The following is a 24402-nucleotide window of genomic DNA, read 5'->3' as shown; positions in this document are numbered from 1 at the left end:
GTCGCGCTCCCGATTGGCTCGTCTTGCTCGAGGATAGGGGGCGATCGGCCTTCGCACCAACCAAACTTTCAAACGTCATTCATAAAGGCATTTGATGTATGCGCCCGAACGCTTGGCGCGTCGGTCGACGACGTTGGCAAGACGTTTCATGCCCTTGCCGGGCTTCCCCGCCACACGCTCGATCGGATTGGGAAGAGAAACGGCAAGGAGCGCCGCCTGGGCAGAGGTCAGCTTGGCCGCGGAGGTCTTGAAATGATGTCGCGCAGCGGCCTCGATCCCGTAGATTCCCGGCCCCCATTCGGCGATGTTGAGATAGATCTCCATCATCCGTTCCTTTGGCCAGATCGCATCGGCGACCATGGCGAGCGGGAGCTCCAACCCCTTCCGAACCATCGACCGGCTATTCCAGAGATAGAGGTTCTTGACCGCCTGCATGGGAATGGTGCTCGCACCGCGGGTCGTCTGGCCGGAAAGCGCGTCATCGACCACGCCCTTCATCTGTTCCCAGTCGACCCCGCTATGGAAACAGAACTGGCCGTCTTCCGACATCATGACGGCACGCACGACATTGGGCGAGATATCTTCGAAATCGACCCATCGCCTGTCGTAACCCTGAAAGGTGACGAGATCGGCGAGCATCAGCGTCGAGACCGGATGAATGAAGTCGATCCGATAGACGACGATCAGGGCATAGGGCAGAACGAGCAGCACGAGCGCTGTGCGCAGCAGCTTGCGCAACAGGTCGACCGGCCGCCGCCTTGCGGACCCGTCGTCCTCGATTTCGTTCCCGATATCGCTGTCTTCCGCCAAGGAGGGTCTGTCCGGTCTCTTCGAGTGCTTGTCTCTCTTAGCGGCCTTGATGAATGATAGCCAGACCGCACGGATCGGGACAGCCGCTTTTCCAGCCAGTTTACCGTTGCCAGCCTGTCGGACGCATGCCAAGAAAGCGGCCATGAACGCGCAAGTCACTCCCTTCGAAACGAAACTCCTGGCATCGGCCCGACAGACCGGAACGCTGTTGATGGAGCTCCTCTCCGCCGAACCACGCCCGCAGGAAATCACAAGGCCCGCACGCCTCTTGGACGCCATGCGCCACGGAGCATTGAACGGCGGAAAACGCCTGCGTCCCTTTCTCGTCGTCGAAAGCGCGGCACTCTTCGGCGGTGACAGCGCGGCTGCACTGCGCGTCGGCTGCGCGCTCGAATGCCTGCACAGCTATTCGCTCGTTCACGACGACCTGCCGGCCATGGACGACGACGACCTCAGGCGCGGCCAGCCGACGGTCCACATCGCCTATGACGAGGCGACCGCGATCCTCGCCGGCGACAGCTTGCTAACCTATGCCTTCGACATCATCGCCGACCCGGAAACCGACCTGACGGACCGGGCCAAGACCGAGCTCGTGCTCGCCCTTTCGCGCGCCGCTGGCATCGGAGGAATGGCCGGCGGCCAGGCTTTCGATCTCGCGGCCGAAAAGCAGGCTCCAGATGAAGCCGGCATCATCACACTGCAGGCGATGAAGACCGGTGCCCTGATCCGGTTCGCCTGCGAGGCCGGCACCATCATCGCCGGTGCACCGGCTGCCGATCGCGACCGCATGCGCCGCTTCGGGGAGATTGTCGGCCGCGCATTCCAGCTTGCCGACGACCTGCTCGACCTCACCTCCGATGCGGCAACCCTCGGCAAGGCGGCCGGCAAGGATGCAGCCCGCGGGAAAGGCACGCTCGTCGCGCTGAAAGGGCAAGCCTGGGCAGAAGAAGAACTCGACAGACTGGTTGGCGAGGCGACGGCTCTGATCGCCGTCTATGGCGACAAGGCACAGACACTGACCGAAGCCGCCCGCTTCGTCGCCAATCGCAAAAGCTGAACGGCCGAACGCGTCGGGGGACAAACCCATCAATCGCCGATAGGTCGCAATCAAAACTACTGACGTGTTTGGAGAGCCTGGTCGAGCTAGTCTTGCTCCTCGTCGACCGAACGAGGAGGGGCGCCGACCATGAATGACATCACCCAACATCTGCCGCAGATCGTTGCGGCCTATCTCGTCTACCTGGTCGCCGTCATCAGCCCCGGCCCGGCGATCATGGCAATCGTGTCGACCTCGATCTGCGACGGACGGCGCGCAGGGCTTGCCATGGCGGCCGGCGTCTTTGCGGGATCCTTCACCTGGGCCATGGCAGCCTCGATCGGCCTTGCCGCCCTTCTCACACAATATGCCGGCTTCCTGCAAATGGTGAAGATCGCCGGGGGCCTCTACCTGCTCTATCTCGCCGCAAAGGCCCTTCGTTCGGCATCACGCAAGGACGACCACATCCTGCCGGCAACCGGCAATCCGGAGAAACGCAGTCTGAGGCGCATCTTCCTGCTCGGCTATGCCATTCATCTCACCAATCCCAAGGCGATCTTCGCCTGGGTCGCCATCATCTCGCTCGGGCTTCCCGCCAATGCCTCGGCCCAGGCCGTCGCCTTCATCGTCGGCGGCTGCCTGCTCACCGGCATGACGGTCTTTACCGGCTACGCCATCCTGTTCTCGACGGCACGCGCCTTCCGCGTCTATCGCGCCGCCCGCCGGGGCATCGACGCGACCTTGGGCGTGCTGTTCGCGGCGGCCGGGATAAAGCTGCTCGCCACCCGGATATGAAAAAGCGCCACCCAAGGGGCAGCGCTTTCGCAAATTGTCCGGTCTTTGGTCCGATCAGGCCTTGATCGGCGCGATCTGGATCTCGACGCGGCGGTTCTGCGCACGGCCTTCGGGAGTGGCGTTCGACGCGACCGGCTCGTTCGGTCCGAAGCCCATGGCCGAGACACGGCGCCCGTCCAGCCCCTGGCTGAACAGATAGTTCGCCACCGACTGCGCGCGGTTTTGCGAAAGTTCCTGGTTGTGCGCCAGACTGCCGGTCGAATCCGTGTGACCGTTAATATCGATCAGGGTCTGGTTGAATTTGTTCAGCACGACAGCAACCGAATTCAGCGTCGGATAGAACTGCGGCATAACCGCATACTGGTCCGTCGCAAAGGTGATGTTGGACGGCATGTTGAGGATGATGCGGTCGCCCATGCGGGTAACCGAGATGCCGGTGCCCTGCAACTGCGCGCGCAGCTCGGACTCCTGGCGATCCATGTAGTTGCCGATCGCGCCGCCGGCCAGTGCGCCGATGCCGGCGCCGATCAGCGCCGCATTGCGACCCTCGCGGCCGCCACCGCCGACGGCAAGACCACCAAGCGCGCCCGCAGCCGCGCCTAGCATGGCGCCGCCGGCCGTGTTCGACACCTTCTGCTCGCCGGTATAGGGATCGGTCGTCGTGCAGGCGGTGAGATAGATCGCGGCAAGCGCGAGAATCGAGAGCTTCTTGATCATTGTCGGACAAACTCCAGGAAAGGTCTGATTTCCGTCAACAGCCGAATTGCGGCATTATGAAGTTGCATGCCCCCGATCTTACTCGGCGGCACTCTTTCGACCATAGCGCTTTTCGATGTAATCGATGACGAGTGCCTCGAAATCCGATGCGATGTTCGGACCGCGCAGCGTCATCGCCTTCTGGCCGTCGATGAACACCGGAGCCGCCGGGCTTTCGCCGGTACCCGGCAGCGAGATGCCGATGTCGGCATGCTTGCTCTCGCCCGGTCCGTTGACGATGCAGCCCATCACCGCGACGTTGAGCCCTTCGACACCCGGATATTTCTCGCGCCAGACCGGCATGTTCTTGCGGATGTCGTCCTGGATGCGCTGGGCAAGCTCCTGGAATATGGTCGAGGTGGTGCGCCCGCAACCGGGACAGGCGGCAACGACCGGAACGAACTGGCGGAAGCCCATGACCTGCAGCAGTTCCTGCGCCACCTGCACCTCGCGGGTGCGGTCGCCGTTCGGTTCAGGGGTCAGCGAAACGCGGATGGTGTCGCCGATGCCCTGCTGCAGGACAAAGCCCATGGCCGCCGAGGAGGCGACGATGCCCTTCGACCCCATGCCGGCCTCGGTAAGGCCGAGATGCAGCGCATGATCGGAGCGGCGGGCCATCATCGAATAGACCGCAATCAGGTCCTGGACCTGCGAAACCTTCGCCGAGAGGATGATCTTCGAACGCGGCAGGCCGATTTCCTCGGCCAGTTCCGCCGACAGCAGTGCGGACTGCACAATCGCCTCGCGCGTCACCTGGCGCGCCGACAGCGGAAAACCCTCCGCCTGGTTCTTGTCCATCAGCCGGGTCAGCAGTTCCTGGTCGAGCGACCCCCAGTTGACGCCGATGCGCACTGGCTTGTCGTAGCGGATCGCCATCTCGACGATGTCGGCGAACTGCTTGTCCTTCTTGTCCTTGAAGCCGACATTGCCAGGATTGATGCGGTACTTGGCGAGCGCTTCTGCGCAGGCAGGATGGTCGGCGAGAAGCTTGTGGCCGATATAGTGGAAATCGCCGACCAGCGGCACGTCGATGCCGAGCCTGAGCAAACGCTCGCGGATTTTTGGAACTGCGGCGGCACTCTCGTCGCGATCCACCGTGATGCGCACGATCTCGGAGCCCGCCTTGTGAAGCTCGGCCACCTGTCTGACGGTCGCATCGACATCGGCCGTATCGGTGTTGGTCATCGATTGCACGACGACGGGCGCGCCGCCGCCGACGATCACGCCGCCGACATCAACGGCAACGGTCTGGTGGCGCGGCTTGGGATCGAATTCGTCTGCTGAAGTCATGGAATGCCCTTGAACGGCAGGAAAATGTCAGAAATCAGGTGGATCAAACCCGTCCCCTTGTCAACTGCATGCTAAAGCACGGTCAACGTGCATAGGGCCCGATCAACAGGCGGACTAGATCGGCGAGCTTGGCCGAGACGACATCCATGTCCGGCATACGCATTTTCATGCCCTCCGTCGCATCAAGAAGCAGTGAAGCCAAGAGCCGGGGAGCAACCCCGGCGCCGGCGAGATCGATCCGGCCGGCGGCCTCCTCGATTTCCAGACCGGCCGAGATCTCGTCCTCCACGGCATTGATCCATTCGAGGAAAAGGTCGCTGGCGAATTCGTCCTTGGCGTCGAAGATCTCCGCCCCATGGGGCGTGTCGGCGATCTGGCGGTACGGACGCACGATCGCTTCGTTGAGCGCTTCGTTGACTTTTCCGAGGGCGCCGCCCTCCCCTTCGAAACAGCGGGCGACGTTTCCCCGCATCTCTGCCATCATGACACTCATGCTGGCACGGAAAATGTCGCCCTTGTTGCGATAGAAGAGATAGAGCGCAGGGCGCGACAGGCCGGCAGCGCGGGCGATGTCGTCCATCGTCGTGCGCTTGTAGCCATAGGTCGTAAAGGCGGCAAAGGCCTGCTCCAGAATGGCCGCGCGCTTGGAGTCGGTCTTCAGATCGTCCATGTTTGACATTCTGACATATTTTGTTATTTTGTCACGATGCATTGATTACAAGATGTGACCCTAGTGCAGCGGGAGGACGAAGTGAACCTGATCGTCAATGGAAAAGCATTGAGCCTCGAGGTCGAACCGGACATGCCCCTCCTCTGGGCGCTGCGCGACATCCTCGACATCAAGGGACCCAAATTCGGCTGCGGAGCAGGGCTCTGCGGAGCCTGCACGGTCATCATCGGCGGCGAGGCCGTCCGCTCCTGCCAGGTGGCGGCAGCCGACGTGACATCTGAAGTGCGAACGATCGACGGGCTGGCAAACGGCGACGTCCTCCATCCCGTGCAACAGGCCTGGATCGACGAGCAGGTCGCACAGTGCGGCTATTGTCAGGCCGGCCAGATCATGAATGCGGTCGCCCTTCTGGAAGCCAACCCCTCGCCCAGTGACGCCGACATTGATGAAGCCATGGCCGGCAATCTCTGTCGCTGCGGCACCTATCCGCGCATCCGGGCCGCGATCCACCGCGCCGCAACCCAAGTCACGGGAGCCTGATGATGTCCCGGATTGGAAAGATTGCCCGCCGCACCTTCCTGTTCGGCGCCGCCGCCGTCGCCGGCGGGGTCGCCTTCGGCTACTACAGCTACCGGAAACCCTTCGCCAATCCCCTTTCCGAGGAGCTGGCATCCGGGGAGGCCACCTTCAATCCTTATGTGAAGATCGGCAGCGACGGCCGGATCACTGTCATCGCTCCGCGCGCCGAGATGGGTCAGGGCAGCTACACGACCCTTGCCGCGCTCGTCTGCGAGGAGCTCGACCTTCGCCTCGACCAGGTTTCGATCGAGCACGGCCCCTCCTCGCCTGCCTACTACAATGCCGCTGCATTGAGCGAAGGCGCACCTCTCCCGCAATTCGACGAGGGCATGGTCGCCGAAAGCCTGCGCGCCGCGATGAAGGTCGTCGCAAAGTTCGTGGCCCTGCAGTTCACCGGCGGCTCGACCTCGATGGCAGATGGCTTCGAGAAGATGCGCTATGCCGGCGCGGCGGCGCGCGAATCACTGAAGGAAGCGGCAGCCCGCAAGCTCGGGGTCGCGTCCTCGACCCTGAAGACCTTCGAAGGCGTCGTCAGCGACCCGGCTTCCGGCCGCAGCCTTACTTACGCAGAACTAGCGCTCGACGCGGCGGCAATCGAACCGCCCTCCGGCATTGCGCTGCGCGATCGCAAGGAGTGGAAGATCCTCGGCAAACCGCAGCCGCGCAAGGACATGCGGGCCAAGGTGACGGGCGCGCCGATCTTCGGCGTCGATGTCACGCTCCCCGACATGCTCTACGGAACCGTGCGGATAAACCCGAGCCCGGGCGGACGGATGAAATCCTTCGACGCTGCCGCCGCCCTCGCCATGCCCGGGGTGCGGAAGGTGATCGCGATCGACAGCCCCTATGGCCAGGGTATCGGCGTGATCGCCGACAACACCTGGCGCGCTTTCCGGGCAGCCGAAACGGTGACCGTGGAATGGGAAGCCGGCCCCAACCCGAAGAGCTCGGCGGACATCGACGCGATCCTTGCCAGGACACTGGAGGGTCCCGACTTCTTCACGCTTCGAACCCTCGGAGACCCGGACCTCGTTTTCGCCGACGCCGCGCGCGACAGGGTGGTCGAGGCGCAATATGATGCGCCTTTCCTCTCTCATGCGACGATGGAGCCGATGAATGCGACGGCGCGCCTGAAGGACGGCCTGCTCGAAGTCTGGGCGCCGAACCAGGGACCGACGTTGATCGAAGTGGTCGGCGCGCGCATCACCGGGCTGCCGGCCGAAAAGATCAAGGTCCACACCACCTTCCTCGGCGGCGGCTTCGGCCGGCGCATCGAGCCCGACTTCTCCGACTACGCGATCCGCCTTGCCAAGGAAGCCGAGGGACGCCCCGTCAAGGTGACCTGGACGCGTGAGGAAGACATGACCCACGGCCCCTATCGACCCGTGGCTAAGGGGCGATACAAGGCAGTGCTCGACGACGCCGGCCTTCCGAAGGCGCTCACCGGCTCTATCGCTGCGCCCTCGGTGGTCGCAAGCGCGGTCGGCCGCTATTATCCTGACGTGCCGATGGGCGGACCGGACAATTCCCTGATCGACGGCGCCTATAACCAGCCCTACGGCATCGAAAACTACCGGATCGATGGCCGCAAGGCGCCGGTCGGTGTACCCGTCGGCTTCTGGCGCTCGGTCGGGTACTCCTACAACTGCTTCATGCACGAGAGCTTCATCGACGAGATCGCGCGAGCCGGCAAAAAGGACCCGCTCGAACTCCGGCGCGCCCTGATGAAGGATTTCCCGGTCGCTCTTGCGGTCGTGGAGAAGGTGGCAGCAATGTCCGGCTGGTCAACGCCCCCGGCCGCCGGCCGCGCCCGAGGGCTGGCCTTTGGTCTTTCCTTCGGAACCTGGGTGGCGCAGGTCGTGGAAATCTCTGAGACCGATGGCGCGATTCGTATCGAGAAAGTCTGGTGCGCGGCCGACCCCGGCATCGTCCTCGACCCGCAGAATTTCAAGGCGCAGATGATGTCCGGCATCGTGTTCGGCCTCTCCGCCGCGATCGGCCAGCAAATCACCTTTGCCGAGGGCGTGGTCGAGCAGAACAATTTCCATGCCTATGATGCACTGCGCATCAACCAGTGCCCGGTGATCGAGGTCGAGCTTCTCGAGAATGCCCACCGCATGGGCGGCGCCGGCGAGCCCGGAACGCCGCCGTCGATGCCGGCGCTCGGCAATGCGATCTTCGCCCTGACCGGCAAGCGGCTGCGGGCGCTACCCTTCTCGAAAGAGGTCGACTTCGCCTGATCGATCAGTGCGCCGCCTCGCCGACCCTGTCGGCGTGGCGGGCAAGTCCCGACATCGCGAGCACCACCAGATTGAGCAGTGACACGGCCGTATAGACGGTCGACAGCGACGTGTATTCCGCGATGAACCCGATCACCGACGGCGCAAACAGGATGCCCGAGTAACCGAGTGATGTGACGACCGACAGCCCGATCCCTGGCGCGAGGCCCGAGATGTTGCCGCCGGCGGAGAAGGCGATCGGCACCATGTTGGAAATGCCGATGCCGGCGATTCCGAAACCGATCAGCGCGATCGTCACGTTCGGCGCCTGGCCGGCAATCACCAGCCCCACGAAAGAAGCGACGGTGCACAGCCTGAGCGTCAGAACCGCACCCAGCCGGTCGCGCACGAGGTCGCCGGCAAAACGCATCACCGACATCGCAAGCGAGAAGGCGGCAAAGGCGAAACCTGAAAGCGCCGTCGAGGCAGACAATTCATTGCCAAGATAGAGCGCGCCCCAATCGAGGATTGCCCCCTCCGGGATCATCGAGAACAGTGCGATGATCCCGATCAGCCAGGGAAGCGGCGAAAGCGGCAGGCGGGTGCGCTCACGGCGCTCCGCCGGGTGCGGCCGGTCGGCAAGGATCATCGGGCGCGCGACAAGGAACAGGAGAACGCCGAGCCCCGCCACCAGAAGCGCATGCCCCATAGGTCCGACATGGGCGATCAGAAACCCGCCGGTGGCCGAGCCGACCAAACCGCCAAGGCTCCAGAAGGCATGGCACGACGACATGATCGAGCGCCGCATCGAGCGCTCCACTTCGACCGCATTGGCATTCATGGCAACATCCATGGCACCGCCGAGCCCGCCGAACAGGAAGATCGCCACGACCCCGGCCGGCACCGACGAGACAAGGGTGATGCCGATCACCGTGGGAATGAAGAGCAACGCGGCGGCCTGAACAACGACGCTCGAACCGAAGCGGGCGATCTGCATGCCGGCAACCGGCATCATCACCAGCGACCCGATGCCGAAGACGAACAGCATGACGCCGAGGTCCGCTTCACTGAGCGACAGGGCCTTGGCGAAGACCGGAATCTTCGGCGCCCACGCTCCCATCATCAGGCCGTTCACGAAGAAGAGAAGCGAAACCGCCGCCCGCGTCCTCGTGAAATAGCCGCCCTTCGACGCGGCGTTGGTGTCGTTGATCGTTTCAGCCATGATCCACTCCTCGATTGGGCGGCACTTTATTTAAATCGATTGAAACGACAACCGCGAAATCGCCATGCACGTCTCACATTTTGTTTCCCGGCGAAATGGCCGGCATGCACTGCCGCGAACCCTGAAATGATGCAATTGACAGCCCGAGAGGAAAAAGAAAGATGGCGCCGTTCCTTTCGCGGGCTGTCGATTGTTCCGGCAGAACCCGCGCTCCCCTCATTGTCTCCACAGGTGCATGCGTGAAAACCACTGTCGGCCTCGGCATCCTGCTGACTAGCCTGTCCTATTTCCTCTTCACGCTGCATGACGGGGTCATCAAGCTGCTGGTCGAGACGACGACCGTCTGGCAGATCCTTTTCTTCCGCAGTGTCACCATTCTCGCAGGCTGCCTCCTCTTCGGCGGCCCTTCGCTGGTTCGGGAAGCCGCGACGTCGCCGGTCGTCAAGCCGATGGTGATCCGCAGTTTCCTCCTGCTCGGGGCATGGCTCTCTTACTACAACGCCGCCCGCACCATGCAGCTCGCGGAGATCACCACGCTCTACTATGCGGCCCCCGTGGTCGCGACACTGCTTGCGGTACCGATCCTCAAGGAACGTGTGACCGCCCCGCGTTGGACCGCGGTCATCGTCGGCTTCGTCGGCGTTCTGGTCGCCACCAATCCGATCGGACTGCGGATCACCTTCCCCGTGTATCTCGCGCTGCAGGCCGCTTTTCTCTGGGCGTTCTCGACGGTCCTCTTGCGTCGGACCGCCATGGGCGCCCGCTCGCTGGTTCAGATGACGGTCACCAACAGCTTCTTCCTGATCCTGACCGGCACCATGGTCTTTCAGGTCTGGCACCAGCCCAGCCTTGCCGAACTGGGCCTGTCGCTGGCGACGGGCATCATCGGCGGCGTGGCCCAGCTCGCCTTTTTCGAAGGCATGCGCAAAGCACCGATATCCGTGCTCGCACCCTTCGAATACACCTCTCTCGTCTGGGCTTTCGTGCTGGGCTATGCCATCTGGGGTGACGTTCCCGCAGCGAACGTCTTCCTCGGTGCGGCCCTGATCTGCAGCGCCGGCCTGATCATCATCTTCAGTGAACGCCTGGTGGCGCGCCGGCAGGCGACCTGAAGCACCGCCCGACGACTTTTCTCATGGTCCTTTCAGCCTGAACGGCGCCGCCGATCCGGAAAATAGCGCTTGCTATGACGGCAACCAACGTATATACGAATATATGTAGATATATATGTTTGGAGGTTTCCCATGTCCCTCGACCGTGCAGTGCTGGCCTTTGCCGGCGTAATGGTTCTCCTGTCCGTCCTGCTGACGGTCTATGTGAGCCCGCTTTTCATCTGGTTCACCGTGTTCATCGGCGCCAACATGTTGCAGTCCGCCTTCACCGGCTTCTGCCCCGCGGCGATGATCTTCAAGAAACTCGGCTTTCGTCCCGGCACCGCATTCTGAGCGGCCAGAACCGAAGGAAATACCCATGAACGCCTTGACGCTTGCGCGTTTCGCCGCCCTCGCCCTCTGCTTCGGCGCCACCGGCTCCCTTGCAGCCGAAACCATCCGCCTGGACAAGGTGAAGGTGCTCGAATGGAAGGCAGTCTATGGCCGCGTGGAGGCGCGTGACAGCGTCGCCGCCCGCGCGCGCATCGGGGGCACCGTCGTCGACCTCAAGGTCACCGAGGGCGACAACGTCAAGGCTGGCGACGTCATCGCGAGCGTCAAGGACGACAAGATCGACTTCCAGATCGCCGCAATCGAGGCCCAGTTGCTCGGGCTGCGGGCATCGCTCGACAATGCCCAGTCGGAACTGTCGCGCGGCGAGGAACTGATCAAGCGCGGCGTCACCACCGCCCAGCGTCTCGACGCCCTGCGGACCCAGGTCGACGTCGTCCGCAACCAGATCGCCGCCGCCGAGGCCCAGCGCTCCGTCGTCGTCGAGCAGGGCAAGGAAGGCGCCGTTCTCGCCCCGGCCGACGGCAAGGTCCTGACTGTTCCGGTCACCAGGGACGCCGTGATCATGGCCGGTGAACCGGTTGCGACGATCGGTGGTGGAGGCTTCTTCCTGCGGCTCGCGATCCCTGAGCGGCATTCCGATCTGCTCCGCCAGGACGCCACCATCGAGATCGACAGCGGCAACGGCCACGAGAGCAAGGGCCGCCTCGCCAAGATCTATCCGGAAATCGACAATGGCCGCGTGATCGCCGATGTCGAGGTCGAAAACCTGCCCGCCTCCTTCGTCAACAAGCGCCTTCTGGTCCGCGTACCGGTGGGCGAGCGGGACGCGCTTTTGCTGCCGGTTGCTGCGCTGACGAGCCGTTTCGGCGTCGATTATGTGACAGTCAAGTCGGGCGACGCCACGGTCGAGCGCGCGGTCGTCACCGCGAAGCCGATCCTGCGCGACGGTAAGGAAATGACGGAAATCCTGACCGGCCTGTCTGCCGGCGACGAGGTAGTACTGCCATGAAGGTTCCCAGTCTCGGCATTGCGGGAAGCCTGACCAAGGGCTTCATCACCTCACCGCTCACGCCTCTATTCCTGCTCGCCGCCTTTGCGCTCGGCCTTGTCGCCCTGATGACGCTGCCGCGTGAGGAAGAGCCGCAGATCTCGGTGCCGATGGTCGACATCATCGTGCGCGCCGACGGCCTGAAGGCCGAAGACGCGGTCAAGCTCGTCACCGAACCGCTCGAGACCATCATCAAGGGCATCAACGACGTCGAACACGTCTACTCGCAGACCTCCGATGACCAGGTCATGGTGACGGCCCGCTTCGTCGTCGGTACATCGGGCGATTCCGCGGTCCTGCGCGTCCATGACAAGATCCGCGCCAACATGGCCTCGATCCCGGTCGGCATTCCCGAGCCGCTCGTCGTCGGCCGCACCATCGACGACGTGGCGATCGTATCGCTGACGCTGACCCCTTCCGCCGACAAGGGCGCCGACGTCGATTCGACCGCACTCACCCGCATCGCCCGGCAACTGCGCGTCGAGATGGCCAAGATCGACAATGTCGGCCTGAGCTACCTCGTCGGCGAAACCGGTGATGCGATCCGGATCGCCCCCCAGCCCGAGAAGCTGGCGCTCTACGGCATGACGCTACAGCAGCTTTCCGGCAAGGTCACCGCCGCCAATCGTTCCTTCTCGACTGGCCTGGTGCGCAATGACGGCCGGCAGATCGAACTCGTCGCCGGGGAAACGCTCTCGACCCCGACCGAGATCGGCAACCTGCTGCTCACCACCCGTGACAACCGTCCGGTCTATGTCCGTGACGTGGCCGACGTTTCCTTCGTCACCGACACGGCCGACGCCCGCGCCTCGACCGTCACGCGGACGGAGAACGGCGAGCTGAAGCGCGTGCCGGCCGTGACGCTCGCGCTCGCCAAGCGCGCTGGCGCCAATGCCGTTCTGGTCTCCGAGGAGATCCTGCACCGCGTCGAGGAGCTGAAGGGCAACCTCATCCCCGACAGCATGGCGGTCGAAGTCACCCGCAACTACGGCGAGACGGCCAACGAGAAGGCAAACGAGCTGCTCTTCCATCTCGGCCTTGCCACGCTGTCGATCATTGCCCTCGTCTGGGTTTCGATCGGCCGCCGCGAAGCGCTGGTCGTTGCGATCGTCATTCCGGTCACCATCCTGCTGACGCTCTTTGCTGCCAATCTGATGGGCTACACGCTGAACCGCGTCTCGCTCTTCGCCCTGATCTTCTCGATCGGCATCCTCGTCGACGACGCGATCGTCGTCATCGAAAACATCGCCCGCCACTGGGGCTTCAACGACGGCAAGGACCGGCGCGAGGCCGCGATCGACGCGGTCGCCGAAGTCGGCAACCCGACCATTGTGGCCACCCTCACCGTCGTCGCGGCGCTTCTGCCGATGATGTTCGTCTCCGGCATGATGGGCCCGTATATGAGCCCGATCCCGGCCAATGCTTCGGCCGCGATGATCTTCTCCTTCTTCGTCGCCGTGCTCGTCACGCCGTGGCTGATGCTGAAGATCGCCGGCAAGGCCAAGCTCCACCATGACGACGCCCACGCGACCGGCGGCGTTCTCGGCGCCGGCTATGCCCGGGTCGCCGGTCCGATCCTGGCGACCAAGAAGAACAGCTGGGTCTTCCTGCTGCTGGTTGGCGCCGCCACGCTCGGCTCGCTGGCGCTGTTCTACACCAAGGACGTCACGGTCAAGCTCCTGCCCTTCGACAACAAGTCCGAACTGCAGGTCACCATCGATCTTCCCGAAGGTTCCTCGGTCGAAACGACGGATGCCGTCGCCCAGGCGGTCGCCAAGGTGGCCCTCGACACACCCGAGGTCCTGAGCGTCCAGACCCATGCCGCGACCGCCGCCCCCTTCAACTTCAACGGCCTGGTGCGTCATGCCTATCTGCGTTCGGCGACCTATATGGGCGACGTTCAGATCAACCTCACGCCGAAGTCGGACCGCGACCGCTCGAGCCATGACATCGCACTCGACCTGCGCCAGCGCCTTCTCGCGGAAGTGAAGGTTCCCGAAGGGACCTCGCTGAAGGTCGTCGAGCCGCCACCCGGCCCGCCGGTCATGGCAACCCTGCTTGCCGAAGTCTATGGCCCGGACGCCGACACCCGCCGCGCCACCGCGGAAAAGGTCAAGGCTGCCTTCAAGTCGGTGCCGTTCATCGTCGACGTCGATGACAGCTATGGCCAGCCGGCAAGCCGCCTGCGCGCCACGATTTCGGGTGACGATCTCGACTTCTTCGGCGTCTCCGAAAGCGATGTTTTCGACACGCTGTCGATCCTCAACGGTTCGACGACGCTCGGCTACTCGCATCGCGGCGAAGGCCGCGCGCCGATCCCGATCGTCATCAGCCGTCCCAAGGGCGCCAAGGTCTTCGACGAAACCTTCCTGTCGACCCCGATCCCGGCCAATCTCCTGCCTGGCTCGCGCTCGGTGGTGGAACTCGGCGACGTCATCCGCGTCAACGAGGAAAAGGCATCCTTCCCGATCTTCCGCCACAACGGCCGCTATGCCGAGATGGTGACGGCGGAGCTCGCAGGCGACTTCGAAGCACCGCTCTACGGCATGCTTGCCGTGCAGGACGCACTCGACAAGCAGGATTGGACGGGGCTCACGAAGCCGGAAATAGCGCTCCACGGCCAGCCGGCAGACCAGAGCAAGTCCGTGCTCCTGTGGGACGGCGAATGGGAAGTCACCTGGGTCACCTTCCGCGACATGGGTGCCGCCTTCATGGTCGCGCTGCTCGGCATCTACATCCTGGTCGTCGCCCAGTTCGGCTCGTTCAAGGTGCCGCTGGTGATCCTGACGCCCATCCCGCTGACCTTCATCGGCATCCTCGGCGGACACTGGTTGTTTGACGCGCCCTTTACCGCGACCTCGATGATCGGCTTCATCGCCCTTGCCGGCATCATCGTGCGCAACTCGATCCTGCTGGTGGACTTCATCCGCCATGCAAAGACCCCGGATCGGGATCTGACGGAAGTCCTGATCGAGGCCGGCTCGATCCGCTTCAAGCCGATCCTCTTGACCGCGCTCGCGGCCATGATCGGTGCCGCGGTCATCCTGACGGACCCGATCTTCCAGGGGCTGGCAATATCGCTGCTGTTCGGACTTGCCTCGTCGACGCTGCTGACCGTTCTCGTCATCCCGGCAATCTACAGGGTCCTGAGAACCTGAGACTTCACGAAGCCGACGCGCAAAAGAAAAGGCCCGGGAACACCACGTTCCCGGGCCTTTTCTTTTGCGCCTGATCTGCGGGCGCCTTTATTTCGCGGCGAGCCACTTCTCCGTCAGCTCGACCCAGAAACTGGTGCCGATCGGCAGGATGTCGTCGTTGAAGTCGTAACGCGGATGATGGAGCGGCGGATCGTTCGCCGTACGCTGGGTGCCGACGAAGAAATAGCAGCCGGGCCGCTCTTCCAGCATGTAAGCGAAGTCCTCGCTGCCCATGGTCGGACGCGGCAGATCGAAGACCTTTTCTGGCCCCGCGAATTGGGTCGCCAGCGTCCGGATGAAATCCGTCTCATCCTTGTGGTTGATCGTCGCGTTGTAGCCCCGCTGGTAGTCGATGGTGACGCCCATGCCGAAGCTCGCCGCCTGGCCCTCGGCGATCATCCGGATGCGTTCTTCCAGCTGGTCACGCACCTTCGGATCGAAGGAGCGGATGGAAAGCAGCATCTCGGCACGTTCGGGGATGACGTTGCTCGCGCCGCCGGCATGGAAGGCGCCCACGGTGATGACCGTCGGGTCGATCGGATGGATGTTGCGCGACACGACCGTCTGGAGCGCCATGATGATCGAGGCACCGCAGACGATCGGGTCCGCCGTATCCTGCGGCTCGGCGCCGTGGCCGCCACGTCCGTCGACGGTGATCTTGCATTCATCCACGGCCGCCATGATCGGCCCCTCGCGAAGAGCGAACTGGCCGAACGGGATGGTCGGATCGTTGTGAAGCGCAAAGACGGCGTCGCATGGGAACTTTTCGAAGAGTCCGTCGTCCATCATGATCTTGGCACCGCCGAAATTTTCCTCGGCCGGCTGGAAGATCAGGTGAACCACGCCGTCGAAATTCTTGCGTTCCGCAATGATCTTGGCAGCCCCCAGCAGCATCGCCGTGTGCCCGTCATGCCCGCAGGCATGCATCATGCCGGGGTTCTTGCTCTGGTATTCGAGGCCGGTTTCCTCAAGGATAGGCAGGGCATCGAAGTCGGCGCGAATGCCGATGCTCCTGGTGCTGGTGCCGCAGCGCAGCGTCGCGACGACGCCGGTTTTTGCAAGCCCGCGCGTCACCTCGTATCCCAGCGCCCCAAGCTGCCTGGCGACGTAGTCGGACGTGTTGAACTCCGAGAGGCCGATTTCCGGATACTGATGGAGATAGTGTCGGGTCGCAACGACCTCGGCCATGTAGTTCGAAAATTGGATCGTCATGTCAGGCACCACGGGTTGGTATGCGGTTTTCAAACATCCTGAACGCCGTCACGAGGACCCCGGTCAGGCACAGATAGATGAGCGCCAGCAATAGCAGCGGTTCGTAAGTGAGGTAAGTGTCCTGCCGGACTTTCGAGATCACCGCATAGACGTCGATGACGGTGATCGTCGCCACCAGCGGCGTCGACTTGAGCTGCAGCACGGTCTCCCCATTGAGCGTCGGCAGCGCCCGGTGCACGGCCCTCGGCAGCCAGACGCGCCGGAAGGCCGTGAACCGGCTCATGCCGAAGGCGCGCGCCGCCTCGAGCTCACCCTTCGGAACCCCGGCAAAGGCACCGCGCATCACCTCGCCCTCATAGGCCGCAAAGGACAGCATCAGGGCCGTGAAGCCATAGGGCCAGGCCTGCCGCAGATAGGGCCAGAGAAAGGAGGAACGGATCTCGGGGTATTGGGCGAAGAGCGAGCCGAGGCCGTAATAAAGCAGCCACAGCTGCAGGAGCAGCGGCGTGCCGCGGATCAGGGTGCAGAATATCTTGGCGAGCCAGGCGAGCGGACGCGGGCCAGCCACCTGGACAAGGCCGATCGGCACGGCGAGCAGAAAGCCGACGATCGCGGTGGAAAACAGCATCAGCAAGGTTTGCCCGACGCCTGCAATCAGCCGGCCCTGGTATTTGGGCAGCCAGTCCCAGCGCATGAACCACACCACACAGAAGATGAGGACGGCGAAGATGGCCATCAGTGCCAGCCGATGCGGTTCAAACAGGTGCCGGCCGCGCGGCGGTTGGTAGGCGGCGGGTGCGTCGGACACGATATCGCTCATGGGCTCACACCGGCTCCGCTATGCCACGTCGCGCCCGGCGCTCGATGATGCCGATGACGATGTTGGAGACGAGCGTCAGTGCGAGATAGAGAACGCCGGCCGCGCAGAAGAACAGCATATAGGCCTTGGTCGTACCGGCGGCCTGGCGCGTGACAAGCGTCAGCTCGCTGAAACCGACGACGGCCAACAGCGCCGTATCCTTGGTGGAAATCAGCCAGAGATTGGCAAGTCCCGGAATGGCGAAAGGCAGCATGGCCGGCAGCGTCACCCGCGTCAGCGCCTTGAACGGCGACATTCCGAAGGCGCGGGCGGCCTCGATCTGCCCGGCCGGGACGGCCTTGATCGCCCCGCGCAGCACTTCGGTCGAATAGGCGCCCTGGACCACGCCGATCACGAAGATGCCGGCGACGAGACCGCTGATATCGACAGGTGGCAGGCTGATCAGGGAAAGCAGGGCGTTCACCGCATCGGTGCCGGCATAATAGAGCAGCAGGATGAGCACCAGCTCCGGCACGGCGCGGATCAGCGTCGTGTAGACCTCCAGCAGGTCCCTGATGATCGGCCCGCCATAGAGCTTCCCGAAGGCGCCACCGATGCCGATCACGATGCCAAGCGCATAGCCACCGATCGCAAGCTGCAGCGAGCGCACGAAGCCCTCGAGAAGAACGCCGCCCCAGCCGGGAGGCGATAACGCGAGAAGACTGAGATCGAAAAGGCCGCCGGCCGCTGCCGCCATCGTGAACTACCCGAAAATGAACAAAGGAAAATGGCATGCGGCGGGCTCGCCGCCGCATGCCCAGGCTATGGCTCAGCCGCCGTAGATGTCGAAGTCGAAATACTTCTTGGAGAAGGTGTCGTAGGTGCCGTTGGCGCGGATCGCCTTGATCGCGGCATTGACCTTGTCCTTCAGTTCGGTCTCGCCCTTGCGCAGGCCAACACCGACGCCGGCACCGAGGATGGCCGGATCGTCCACGACATTGCCCTTGATCTCGCAGCAGGCACCTGCCTCCGACTTGATGAAGGCATCGAGCGCGATCACGTCGGCCTGCACGGCATCGACACGGCCGGCGGCGAGATCTTGGTTGGCCTCGTCCTGCGTCTGGTATTCCTTGACCTCGGCAGCGGTCGGGCCGAAATACTTGTTCACGTAGTCCTGGTGGATGGTCGAGACCTGCACGCCGATGATCTTGCCGGCGAGGCCTTCAGGCGTCGCGTCAAACTTTTCCCCCTTCGGGCCCATGATGGCGGTCGGCGTGTTGTAGTACTTGTCGGAAAAATCGATCGTCTTCAGGCGTTCTTCGGTGATCGACATTGAACCGACGATCATGTCGATTTTCTTCGACGTCAGCGCCGGGATGATGCCGTCCCAGGCGACCGGCGTGATGACGCAGTCGAGCTTGGCCTCGGCGCAAAGCGCCTCCATGAACTCGACTTCCCAGCCGATCCACTTGCCGTTGGCATCCGGCGATGCGAACGGCGGATAGGGTTCGGCGGCAAAGCCCACCTTCACCTCTTCGGCGAGTGCCGAGCCGAACACTGCACCGCTGAGTGCCACGGCCATGACTGCGATCTTCATTGCATTCTTCATTCCAGTTCCCCTGTTTTATGACTTGGTGAAGTTCTCAATGGATAGAGCTGATGAATTTCTTCAGCCGCTCGGATTTCGGCGCGCCGAACACCTGGTCCGGCGGCCCCTGCTCCTCGATTACGCCCCCATGTAGAAAGACGACGTGGTTCGACACCTCTCGGGCGAACTTCATCTCATGGGTGACGAGGATCATCGTTCGCTTCTCCTTGGCGAGGTCGCCGATGACGGAGAGCACTTCGCCGACCAGTTCCGGATCGAGCGCGGAAGTCGGTTCGTCGAACAGCATGACGAGCGGCTGGATGGCGAGCGCCCGGGCAATCGCGGCGCGCTGCTGCTGGCCGCCCGACAGGAAGGCGGGATAGGCATCCCGCTTCTCATAGAGGCCGACCCGCCTCAGAAGCGTTTCGGCAATATCGACAGCCTTGTCCTTCGGCATGCCGAGAACGTGGACCGGCACCTCGATGACGTTCTGCAGAACGGTCATGTGCTGCCACAGGTTGAAACTCTGGAACACCATGCCGAGCTGGCTGCGGATGCGCTGAACCTGGCGGCGATTGGCCGGCATCAGCCCACCATGCCCGTCCTTTTTCATCTCGATGGTCTCGCCATGCACCGTTACGGAGCCCGCACTCGGCAGTTCCAGCATGTTGATGCATCGCAGGAAGGTCGACTTGCCCGAACCAGAGCCGCCGATGATGGCGATCACGTCGCCTTGTCTGGCCGAGAGGGAAACACCCTTTAGTACTTCGAGAGGCCCGAACCGTTTGTGGAGATTCTGCACCTCGATGGCATGCGCCGATTCCGTCATGAAATACCGCCAATGTCCGGAGAAATACCTCCGGCAGATCGTTGCGACTGTTCCCGCCAGCTTCTTGTCTGCCCGGTGCGCCGCTGGACCACGCCCGGTGAATTGACGCGAGTTTTGCACTTGTGCGGCAATTATTCAACCGTATAAATAAAACGATACGCAGAGCCGCAAATGGTTGCCGGGCCTGCCCGTCGGAGGAAGAAGCGCATGAAGGAATACGGCTCGCAGGAAATGGCAAAGCCGCTGCGTCGCGTCCTGATGCGTCGCCCCGGACCAAGCCTGAGAGCTGCGGACCCGAAGAAATGGCACTATGACCCGACATTCGACGGCGAGAAAGCCATTGTCCAATATGGCGAGTTCGCGCGCCTCGTCGCCGCCTCGGGAGCCGAGATCCTCTGGCTCGAGGACAATGGCGACGGCCTGGCCGATGCCATGTTCACCCACGACCCGTCACTGATGACGGACAAGGGTGCAATCATCCTCAACATGGGCAAACCGTTGCGCGCCGGAGAGCCGGCACTGCACGAGGCGGCCTATCGTAAGGCCGGCGTTCCGATCCTAGGCCGCGTCGAGGCTCTCGGCACCGTCGAAGGCGGCGACTGCGTCTGGGTCGATGACAAGACGCTGGCGATCGGCCGCGGCGTGCGCTCGAACCAGGCCGGCATCGACCAGGTCTCCGCCATTCTTGCACCGCTCGGCGTAACCGTGCTCGGCTTCGACCTGCCGCTGTGGCAGGGCGAGGAGGCTTGTCTTCATCTGATGTCGGTCATCAGCCCGCTTGCCGACGACCTCGCGCTGGTACATGCACCCCTGCTGCCGGCAGCCTTCTATTTCCTTCTGAAGGAAAAAGGCATTCGGCTGGTGGTCGCACCCGAAAGCGAATTCGCCGCGAGCAGTGGCCTCAACCTCAACGTCCTTCCGACCGCTCCGAGCAAGGTCATCATGGTCGACGGTTTCCCCGAGACCCGGGCGGCCATGGAAGCCGCAGGCTGCGACGTTCAGGTCTTCGCCGCGGATGCGCTCTGCATCGCCTGCGAGGGCGGCCCGACCTGCCTGACGCGCCCGATCCTCAGGCTCGAGCCATGACCCGCCGCACCTTTCACCGCGCTGGCGAAGCCGAACGCCGCCAGGACCTGATCACGGCTACGCTCGACTGTATCTCGGAACACGGTTTGCAGGGCGCGACCGTCCGCCAGATCGCGGCCCGTGCCGGTGTCACCGGCGGCCTCATCCGCCACTATTTCACCGGCAAGGACCAGATGCTTCAGGCCGCCTATCGCGAGATCATGACGACGATGTCCTCGGCGGCGGTCAATGCCGCGGAGACGGCCGGAGAAAGTGCGCGCCAGCGGCTGCACGACTTCATCATCGCCAATGTCAGCCCGCCGGTGACCGACCCGCGCACCCTGTCCCTCTGGGCGGCCTTCATCAGCCATGTGCGCGTCGACCCGGAATTCGCCCGCATCCACCGCGAAAATTACCTCACCTTCCTGGCCTCGCTCGAGACGCTGACGGCAGCGTTCCTCAAGGAATGCGGCCGCTCGATTGAACCCGCCGAATGCCATGAACTCGCGATCGCCATCAACGGCCTGATCGACGGATTGTGGCTCGAAGGCTCTCTGGCCGGCGACCTTTTCGACGACCAGGCGCTGCCCCGCATCGCGCTTGCCTCGGTCGAGGCGCTGCTCGGTGGCCTGAGCCTCGTCGAAGCCAAAGCCGTCGCACACGACAAGAAATGATTGGACAACCCATGCGTTACGCAGCCATCACCGAACGCCTTGCCGATCTCGGCTCCGGCAAATGGGCCATTCACATCGAGGCGCGGCGCAAGGCCGCCGCAGGCACGCCCGTCATCGAACTGACGATCGGCGAACCGGATGTGCGTCCCGATCAGTCCCTGCTCGACGAATGCGCCCGCGCCATGTATGCGGGCCGCACCCGCTATTCCAACGGCCGCGGCGAGGCTTCCGTCGTGGCGGCACTCGTCGGGAAATATCGCAAGCGCCGAGCCGACGCCACCGAGCGCAACGTGCTCTGCTTCCCCGGTACCCAGACCGCACTCTTCACCGTCATGCTCGGCCTGCTTGAGCGCGACGACGAGGTGTTGGTCGGCGACCCCTATTACGCGACCTATGAAGGCGTGATCGCCTCGAGCGGCGCGCGCATGGTTCCGGTTCCGCTTCATCCGGAAAAGCGCTTTCACCTCCAGGCAGAGGATCTGGAACGTGCCGTGACCCCGCGCTCGCGTGTTTTGCTGCTCAACACGCCGCACAATCCGACGGGGGCCGTCCTGACCGCCTCCGAGATTGCCGCCATCGGCGACGTCTGCCGCCGGCACGATCTCTGGATCGTCTGCGACGAAGTCTATGAAGAGCTGATCTTCGGCGCCGCCTTCGCCTCGCCCTTCGACGATCCCGAACTTGCCGAACGCACCATCGTCGTCTCGTCGATCTCGAAGTCCCATGCTGCACCGGGCTTCCGCAGCGGCTGGGCGGTAGGCCCCACGGAATTCTGCGACCGTCTTCTGCCTGTCTCGGAAACCATGCTGTTCGGCGTGCAGCCGTTCATCGCCGACATGACCGCAATGGCCCTGACACAGCCGTTCGATACCGCCGCCGTCATGCGCGACAACTACGAGCGGCGTGCGAGACTGGTTGCCGGCATCCTCGACCAGGACGGCATCCTGAAGCCAATGATGCCGGAGGGCGGCATGTTCATCGTCGTCGACGTTTCCGCCTCGGGCCTCGCCGGCCAGGCCTTCGCCAAGCGTCTGCTCGATGAAAAGGATGTCGCCGTCATGCCCGGCGCCTCCTTCGGCGAGGAAGCCGAAAACTTCATCCGCATTTCGCTGACGGTCGATGACCCTAAGCTGGCAACCGCCACGGGGCGCATGGTCGACCTGGCAAATGAACTGGTTGGCGAGAAGGACACCCCGCGATGGGCGACAAAGTGAAGACGGTCGGCGAGGCTCTGGTCGACATCCTGGAGGCCAACGGCGTCGATGTCGTCTTCGGCATCCCCGGCGTCCATACCGTGGAACTCTATCGCGGCCTTGCGGGCGCAAAGATCCGCCATGTCACGCCGCGCCACGAACAGGGTGCCGGCTTCATGGCCGACGGCTATGCCCGCGTCAGCGGCAAGCCAGGCGTCTGCCTCGTCATCACCGGCCCGGGCCTCACCAACACCATCACGGCCATGGCCCAGGCCCAGCAGGACTCGGTGCCGCTGCTCGTGATCTCCGGGGTCAATGCCCGGTCGAGCCTTGGTCATGGTCGCGGCCGCCTGCATGAATTGCCGGACCAGCGGGCGATGATCGCGTCTTTCGCGCTGATGTCCCATACGCTCCTGGAACCGGAAGACCTTCCGGCCGTGATGAACCGCGCCTTTGCCATTTTGCGCTCCGGTCGTCCCGGCCCCGTACATATCGAGATCCCGACCGATGTGATGGCAAAGCCCATAGCACTGCCGCAGCCGGAAAATCCGCCCGTCCCCCGACCCCGCGCCGACATCGCATCCGTTCTCGATCTCGCCCAGCGCTGCCGTCAGGCGAAGCGTGCGGTGATCCTGTGCGGCGGTGGCGCCGTTTCTGCCGCTCCGGGCATCGAGGTGCTGGCCGAAAGGCTCGACGCGCCTGTCGTCACCACAGTCAATGCGCGCGGCATGTTCTACCGGCATCCGCTGTCCGTTCCCGCAAGCCCAAGTCTTGCGGCCGTCCGCCGACTGATCGCCGACGCGGATCTGGTTCTCGCGCTCGGTACGCAGATGGGCCAGACCGACTACGACATGTACGCCGACAACGGCTTCCCCGAACTGCCGCAGACTCTCGTGCGCGTCGACATCGACGCGGCGCAGCTCGCCCGCGGGCCGTCCGCTTCGCTGCCGATCCTCTCCACGGTCAACAATCTCGTCGACGACCTTTTGACCGAGCTTGCCGAATTCGGTGGTGAAAAGATCGATGCGCAGGGTGTACTGAGAGCCTTGCAAGCACGCGAGGCGGCGCTTGCCGAACTGACGCCGAAGATGCGCTGCGAGATTTCTATCCTCGAGACGATCCGGGAAACGCTTCCCGGCGCAATCATCGTCGGCGATTCCACCCAGGCCGTCTATTCCGGCAACCTCTACTATGAAGCCGATCGCCTGCACGGCTGGTTCAATGCCGCGACCGGCTACGGAGCGCTCGGCTACGGGCCGCCGGCCGCCATCGGGGCGAGCATCGCGGAGCCGACAACGCAAATCGTCTGCCTGGTCGGGGACGGTGGGCTGCAGTTCTCGCTCGCCGAGCTCGGCGCGGCCAAGGACGCCGGCGCCCAGGTGATCTTCCTCGTCTGGAACAACGACGGATATCAGGAGATCGAGACCTACATGATCGAACAGGGGATCGTGCCCGAAGGCGTGAAGCCGAGCCCGCCCGATTTCCTGAAGATTGCCGAGGCCTATGGCCTGCCGGCCGTCCGGCTTTCCGACGTCGATGCGCTGCCGGGAGCCCTGGTCGATGCCAGCCGGACGCTGGGTCCCACCCTGATCGAGATCCACGAGAGAAAGACCCGCGGCGCGACCGCCTGATCGGAAAGGGCGGCTCGCTCGTGAGGGCCGCTCCTTGTGCCGCACAAAGACTCTGCACGGATCCTTCACATAAAGCCGAAATTTGCCCGCCGCACGGCGCCCGGCCGCGCAGGCGGTTGCTTTATCGCTTGGCTACGGCTTTGAAATAAGGCATAAAAAAGCCAATTTTCCCAGCGAAGCCACGGTCCCATCTCCGCCTGGATCCGTTTTCTTGCCGCCCTCGCGTCGCATAGCTGCCTTTTTGAGTTCAGATGATTGAACGGAAGGCCAAAACCATGCAAAGCGATGCGCGAGAAGACGGCAGCAGGCCAAGACGAACCCTGACGGCTTCCAGTAAACGAAAC

The 24402-nt window shown here is 63.5% G+C and carries 22 protein-coding genes; 12 read left to right on the top strand and 10 right to left on the bottom strand.

Annotation, left to right across the window (positions count from 1 at the left end; translation table 11 throughout):
• Positions 1-75: 75 nt before the first annotated feature.
• The gene (gene mtgA / locus HHL25_RS16580) at positions 76-780 is read right to left on the bottom strand and encodes a monofunctional biosynthetic peptidoglycan transglycosylase (RefSeq protein WP_390624521.1); all 705 of its coding nucleotides are present in this window, start codon (positions 778-780) and stop codon (positions 76-78) included.
• 172 nt (positions 781-952) lie between these two features.
• Here mtgA and HHL25_RS16575 point away from each other — a divergent pair, with 172 nt between their 5' ends.
• A complete protein-coding gene (locus tag HHL25_RS16575) occupies positions 953-1867 on the top strand; it encodes a polyprenyl synthetase family protein (protein ID WP_169593610.1) in 915 nt (304 codons plus the stop codon).
• Positions 1868-1996: 129 nt separating this feature from the next.
• Positions 1997-2641, top strand: a complete 645-nt coding sequence (locus tag HHL25_RS16570) for a LysE family translocator (protein ID WP_169593607.1) — start codon at positions 1997-1999, stop codon at positions 2639-2641.
• Between the two features lie 54 nt (positions 2642-2695).
• Here HHL25_RS16570 and HHL25_RS16565 read toward each other — a convergent pair whose 3' ends face one another.
• The 3 genes from HHL25_RS16565 to HHL25_RS16555 form a co-directional block, all read right to left on the bottom strand.
• Positions 2696-3358 (bottom strand): OmpA family protein, encoded by a 663-nt coding sequence (locus HHL25_RS16565; protein ID WP_169593605.1) that lies wholly within the window; start codon positions 3356-3358, stop codon positions 2696-2698.
• Positions 3359-3436: 78 nt separating this feature from the next.
• The gene (gene ispG, locus HHL25_RS16560; protein WP_169593603.1) at positions 3437-4687 is read right to left on the bottom strand and encodes a flavodoxin-dependent (E)-4-hydroxy-3-methylbut-2-enyl-diphosphate synthase; all 1251 of its coding nucleotides are present in this window, start codon (positions 4685-4687) and stop codon (positions 3437-3439) included.
• Positions 4688-4769: 82 nt separating this feature from the next.
• Positions 4770-5357, bottom strand: a complete 588-nt coding sequence (locus HHL25_RS16555) for a TetR/AcrR family transcriptional regulator (RefSeq protein ID WP_169593601.1) — start codon at positions 5355-5357, stop codon at positions 4770-4772.
• 81 nt (positions 5358-5438) lie between these two features.
• On the opposite strand from HHL25_RS16555, the gene HHL25_RS16550 reads away from it, so the two are divergent.
• Positions 5439-5897 carry a (2Fe-2S)-binding protein gene (locus HHL25_RS16550; protein WP_169593598.1) on the top strand — a complete coding sequence of 153 codons (459 nt, stop codon included), beginning with the start codon at positions 5439-5441 and terminating at the stop codon, positions 5895-5897.
• A 2-nt stretch (positions 5898-5899) separates the two neighbouring features.
• The gene (locus tag HHL25_RS16545) at positions 5900-8176 is read left to right on the top strand and encodes a xanthine dehydrogenase family protein molybdopterin-binding subunit (protein WP_169593596.1); all 2277 of its coding nucleotides are present in this window, start codon (positions 5900-5902) and stop codon (positions 8174-8176) included.
• Positions 8177-8180: 4 nt separating this feature from the next.
• Here the strand turns inward: HHL25_RS16545 and HHL25_RS16540 are convergent, their stop codons facing one another.
• The gene (locus HHL25_RS16540; RefSeq protein ID WP_169593593.1) at positions 8181-9377 is read right to left on the bottom strand and encodes an MFS transporter; all 1197 of its coding nucleotides are present in this window, start codon (positions 9375-9377) and stop codon (positions 8181-8183) included.
• Positions 9378-9616: 239 nt separating this feature from the next.
• Here HHL25_RS16540 and HHL25_RS16535 point away from each other — a divergent pair, with 239 nt between their 5' ends.
• The 4 genes from HHL25_RS16535 to HHL25_RS16520 all read left to right on the top strand — a co-directional run bounded on the left by HHL25_RS16535 (position 9617) and on the right by HHL25_RS16520 (position 15028).
• The gene (locus HHL25_RS16535; RefSeq protein WP_169593591.1) at positions 9617-10489 is read left to right on the top strand and encodes a DMT family transporter; all 873 of its coding nucleotides are present in this window, start codon (positions 9617-9619) and stop codon (positions 10487-10489) included.
• Positions 10490-10621: 132 nt separating this feature from the next.
• Complete coding sequence (locus tag HHL25_RS16530) at positions 10622-10822, top strand: YgaP family membrane protein (protein ID WP_169593589.1); 201 nt, start codon at positions 10622-10624, stop codon at positions 10820-10822.
• A gap of 25 nt (positions 10823-10847) precedes the next feature.
• Positions 10848-11831 (top strand): efflux RND transporter periplasmic adaptor subunit, encoded by a 984-nt coding sequence (locus HHL25_RS16525; RefSeq protein ID WP_169593587.1) that lies wholly within the window; start codon positions 10848-10850, stop codon positions 11829-11831.
• Positions 11828-15028, top strand: coding sequence for an efflux RND transporter permease subunit (locus HHL25_RS16520; protein ID WP_169593584.1), 3201 nt, complete (start codon positions 11828-11830; stop codon positions 15026-15028). The genes HHL25_RS16525 and HHL25_RS16520 overlap by 4 nt, the downstream gene beginning before the upstream one ends.
• Before the next feature lie 87 nt (positions 15029-15115).
• On the opposite strand, the gene HHL25_RS16515 is transcribed toward HHL25_RS16520, so the two are convergent.
• The 5 genes from HHL25_RS16515 to HHL25_RS16495 all read right to left on the bottom strand — a co-directional run bounded on the left by HHL25_RS16515 (position 15116) and on the right by HHL25_RS16495 (position 19495).
• A complete protein-coding gene (locus tag HHL25_RS16515) occupies positions 15116-16279 on the bottom strand; it encodes a M20 aminoacylase family protein (protein ID WP_246701854.1) in 1164 nt (387 codons plus the stop codon).
• Between the two features lies 1 nt (position 16280).
• Positions 16281-17099: an ABC transporter permease gene (locus HHL25_RS16510; protein WP_169593582.1), complete on the bottom strand. Its 819-nt coding sequence runs from the start codon at positions 17097-17099 to the stop codon at positions 16281-16283.
• 4 nt (positions 17100-17103) lie between these two features.
• Positions 17104-17835 carry an ABC transporter permease gene (locus HHL25_RS16505; protein WP_169593579.1) on the bottom strand — a complete coding sequence of 244 codons (732 nt, stop codon included), beginning with the start codon at positions 17833-17835 and terminating at the stop codon, positions 17104-17106.
• Between the two features lie 72 nt (positions 17836-17907).
• Positions 17908-18687: a transporter substrate-binding domain-containing protein gene (locus tag HHL25_RS16500; protein ID WP_169593576.1), complete on the bottom strand. Its 780-nt coding sequence runs from the start codon at positions 18685-18687 to the stop codon at positions 17908-17910.
• 34 nt (positions 18688-18721) lie between these two features.
• Positions 18722-19495, bottom strand: a complete 774-nt coding sequence (locus HHL25_RS16495; RefSeq protein ID WP_169593574.1) for an ABC transporter ATP-binding protein — start codon at positions 19493-19495, stop codon at positions 18722-18724.
• A 207-nt stretch (positions 19496-19702) separates the two neighbouring features.
• Between HHL25_RS16495 and HHL25_RS16490 the strand changes: the two genes are divergently transcribed.
• From HHL25_RS16490 to HHL25_RS16475, 4 genes are read left to right on the top strand one after another with little or no spacing between them, the layout of a single operon-like run.
• Positions 19703-20581 (top strand): dimethylarginine dimethylaminohydrolase family protein, encoded by an 879-nt coding sequence (locus HHL25_RS16490; protein WP_169593572.1) that lies wholly within the window; start codon positions 19703-19705, stop codon positions 20579-20581.
• A complete protein-coding gene (gene betI / locus HHL25_RS16485) occupies positions 20578-21234 on the top strand; it encodes a transcriptional regulator BetI (RefSeq protein ID WP_169593570.1) in 657 nt (218 codons plus the stop codon). Before HHL25_RS16490 ends, betI begins: the two co-directional genes overlap by 4 nt.
• 11 nt (positions 21235-21245) lie before the next feature.
• A complete protein-coding gene (locus HHL25_RS16480) occupies positions 21246-22448 on the top strand; it encodes a pyridoxal phosphate-dependent aminotransferase (RefSeq protein WP_169593568.1) in 1203 nt (400 codons plus the stop codon).
• Entirely contained in the window at positions 22433-24058 is a 1626-nt protein-coding gene (locus tag HHL25_RS16475; protein ID WP_169593566.1) for a 5-guanidino-2-oxopentanoate decarboxylase, read from the top strand. The genes HHL25_RS16480 and HHL25_RS16475 overlap by 16 nt, the downstream gene beginning before the upstream one ends.
• The last annotated feature ends 344 nt before the right edge of the window (positions 24059-24402 follow it).

The sequence above is a fragment of the Rhizobium terricola genome, from assembly GCF_012927355.1.
Classification (GTDB): domain Bacteria; phylum Pseudomonadota; class Alphaproteobacteria; order Rhizobiales; family Rhizobiaceae; genus Allorhizobium; species Allorhizobium terricola.
Note: the sequence above shows the minus strand (reverse complement) of the source record. Positions and strands in the feature narration are given on the sequence as shown.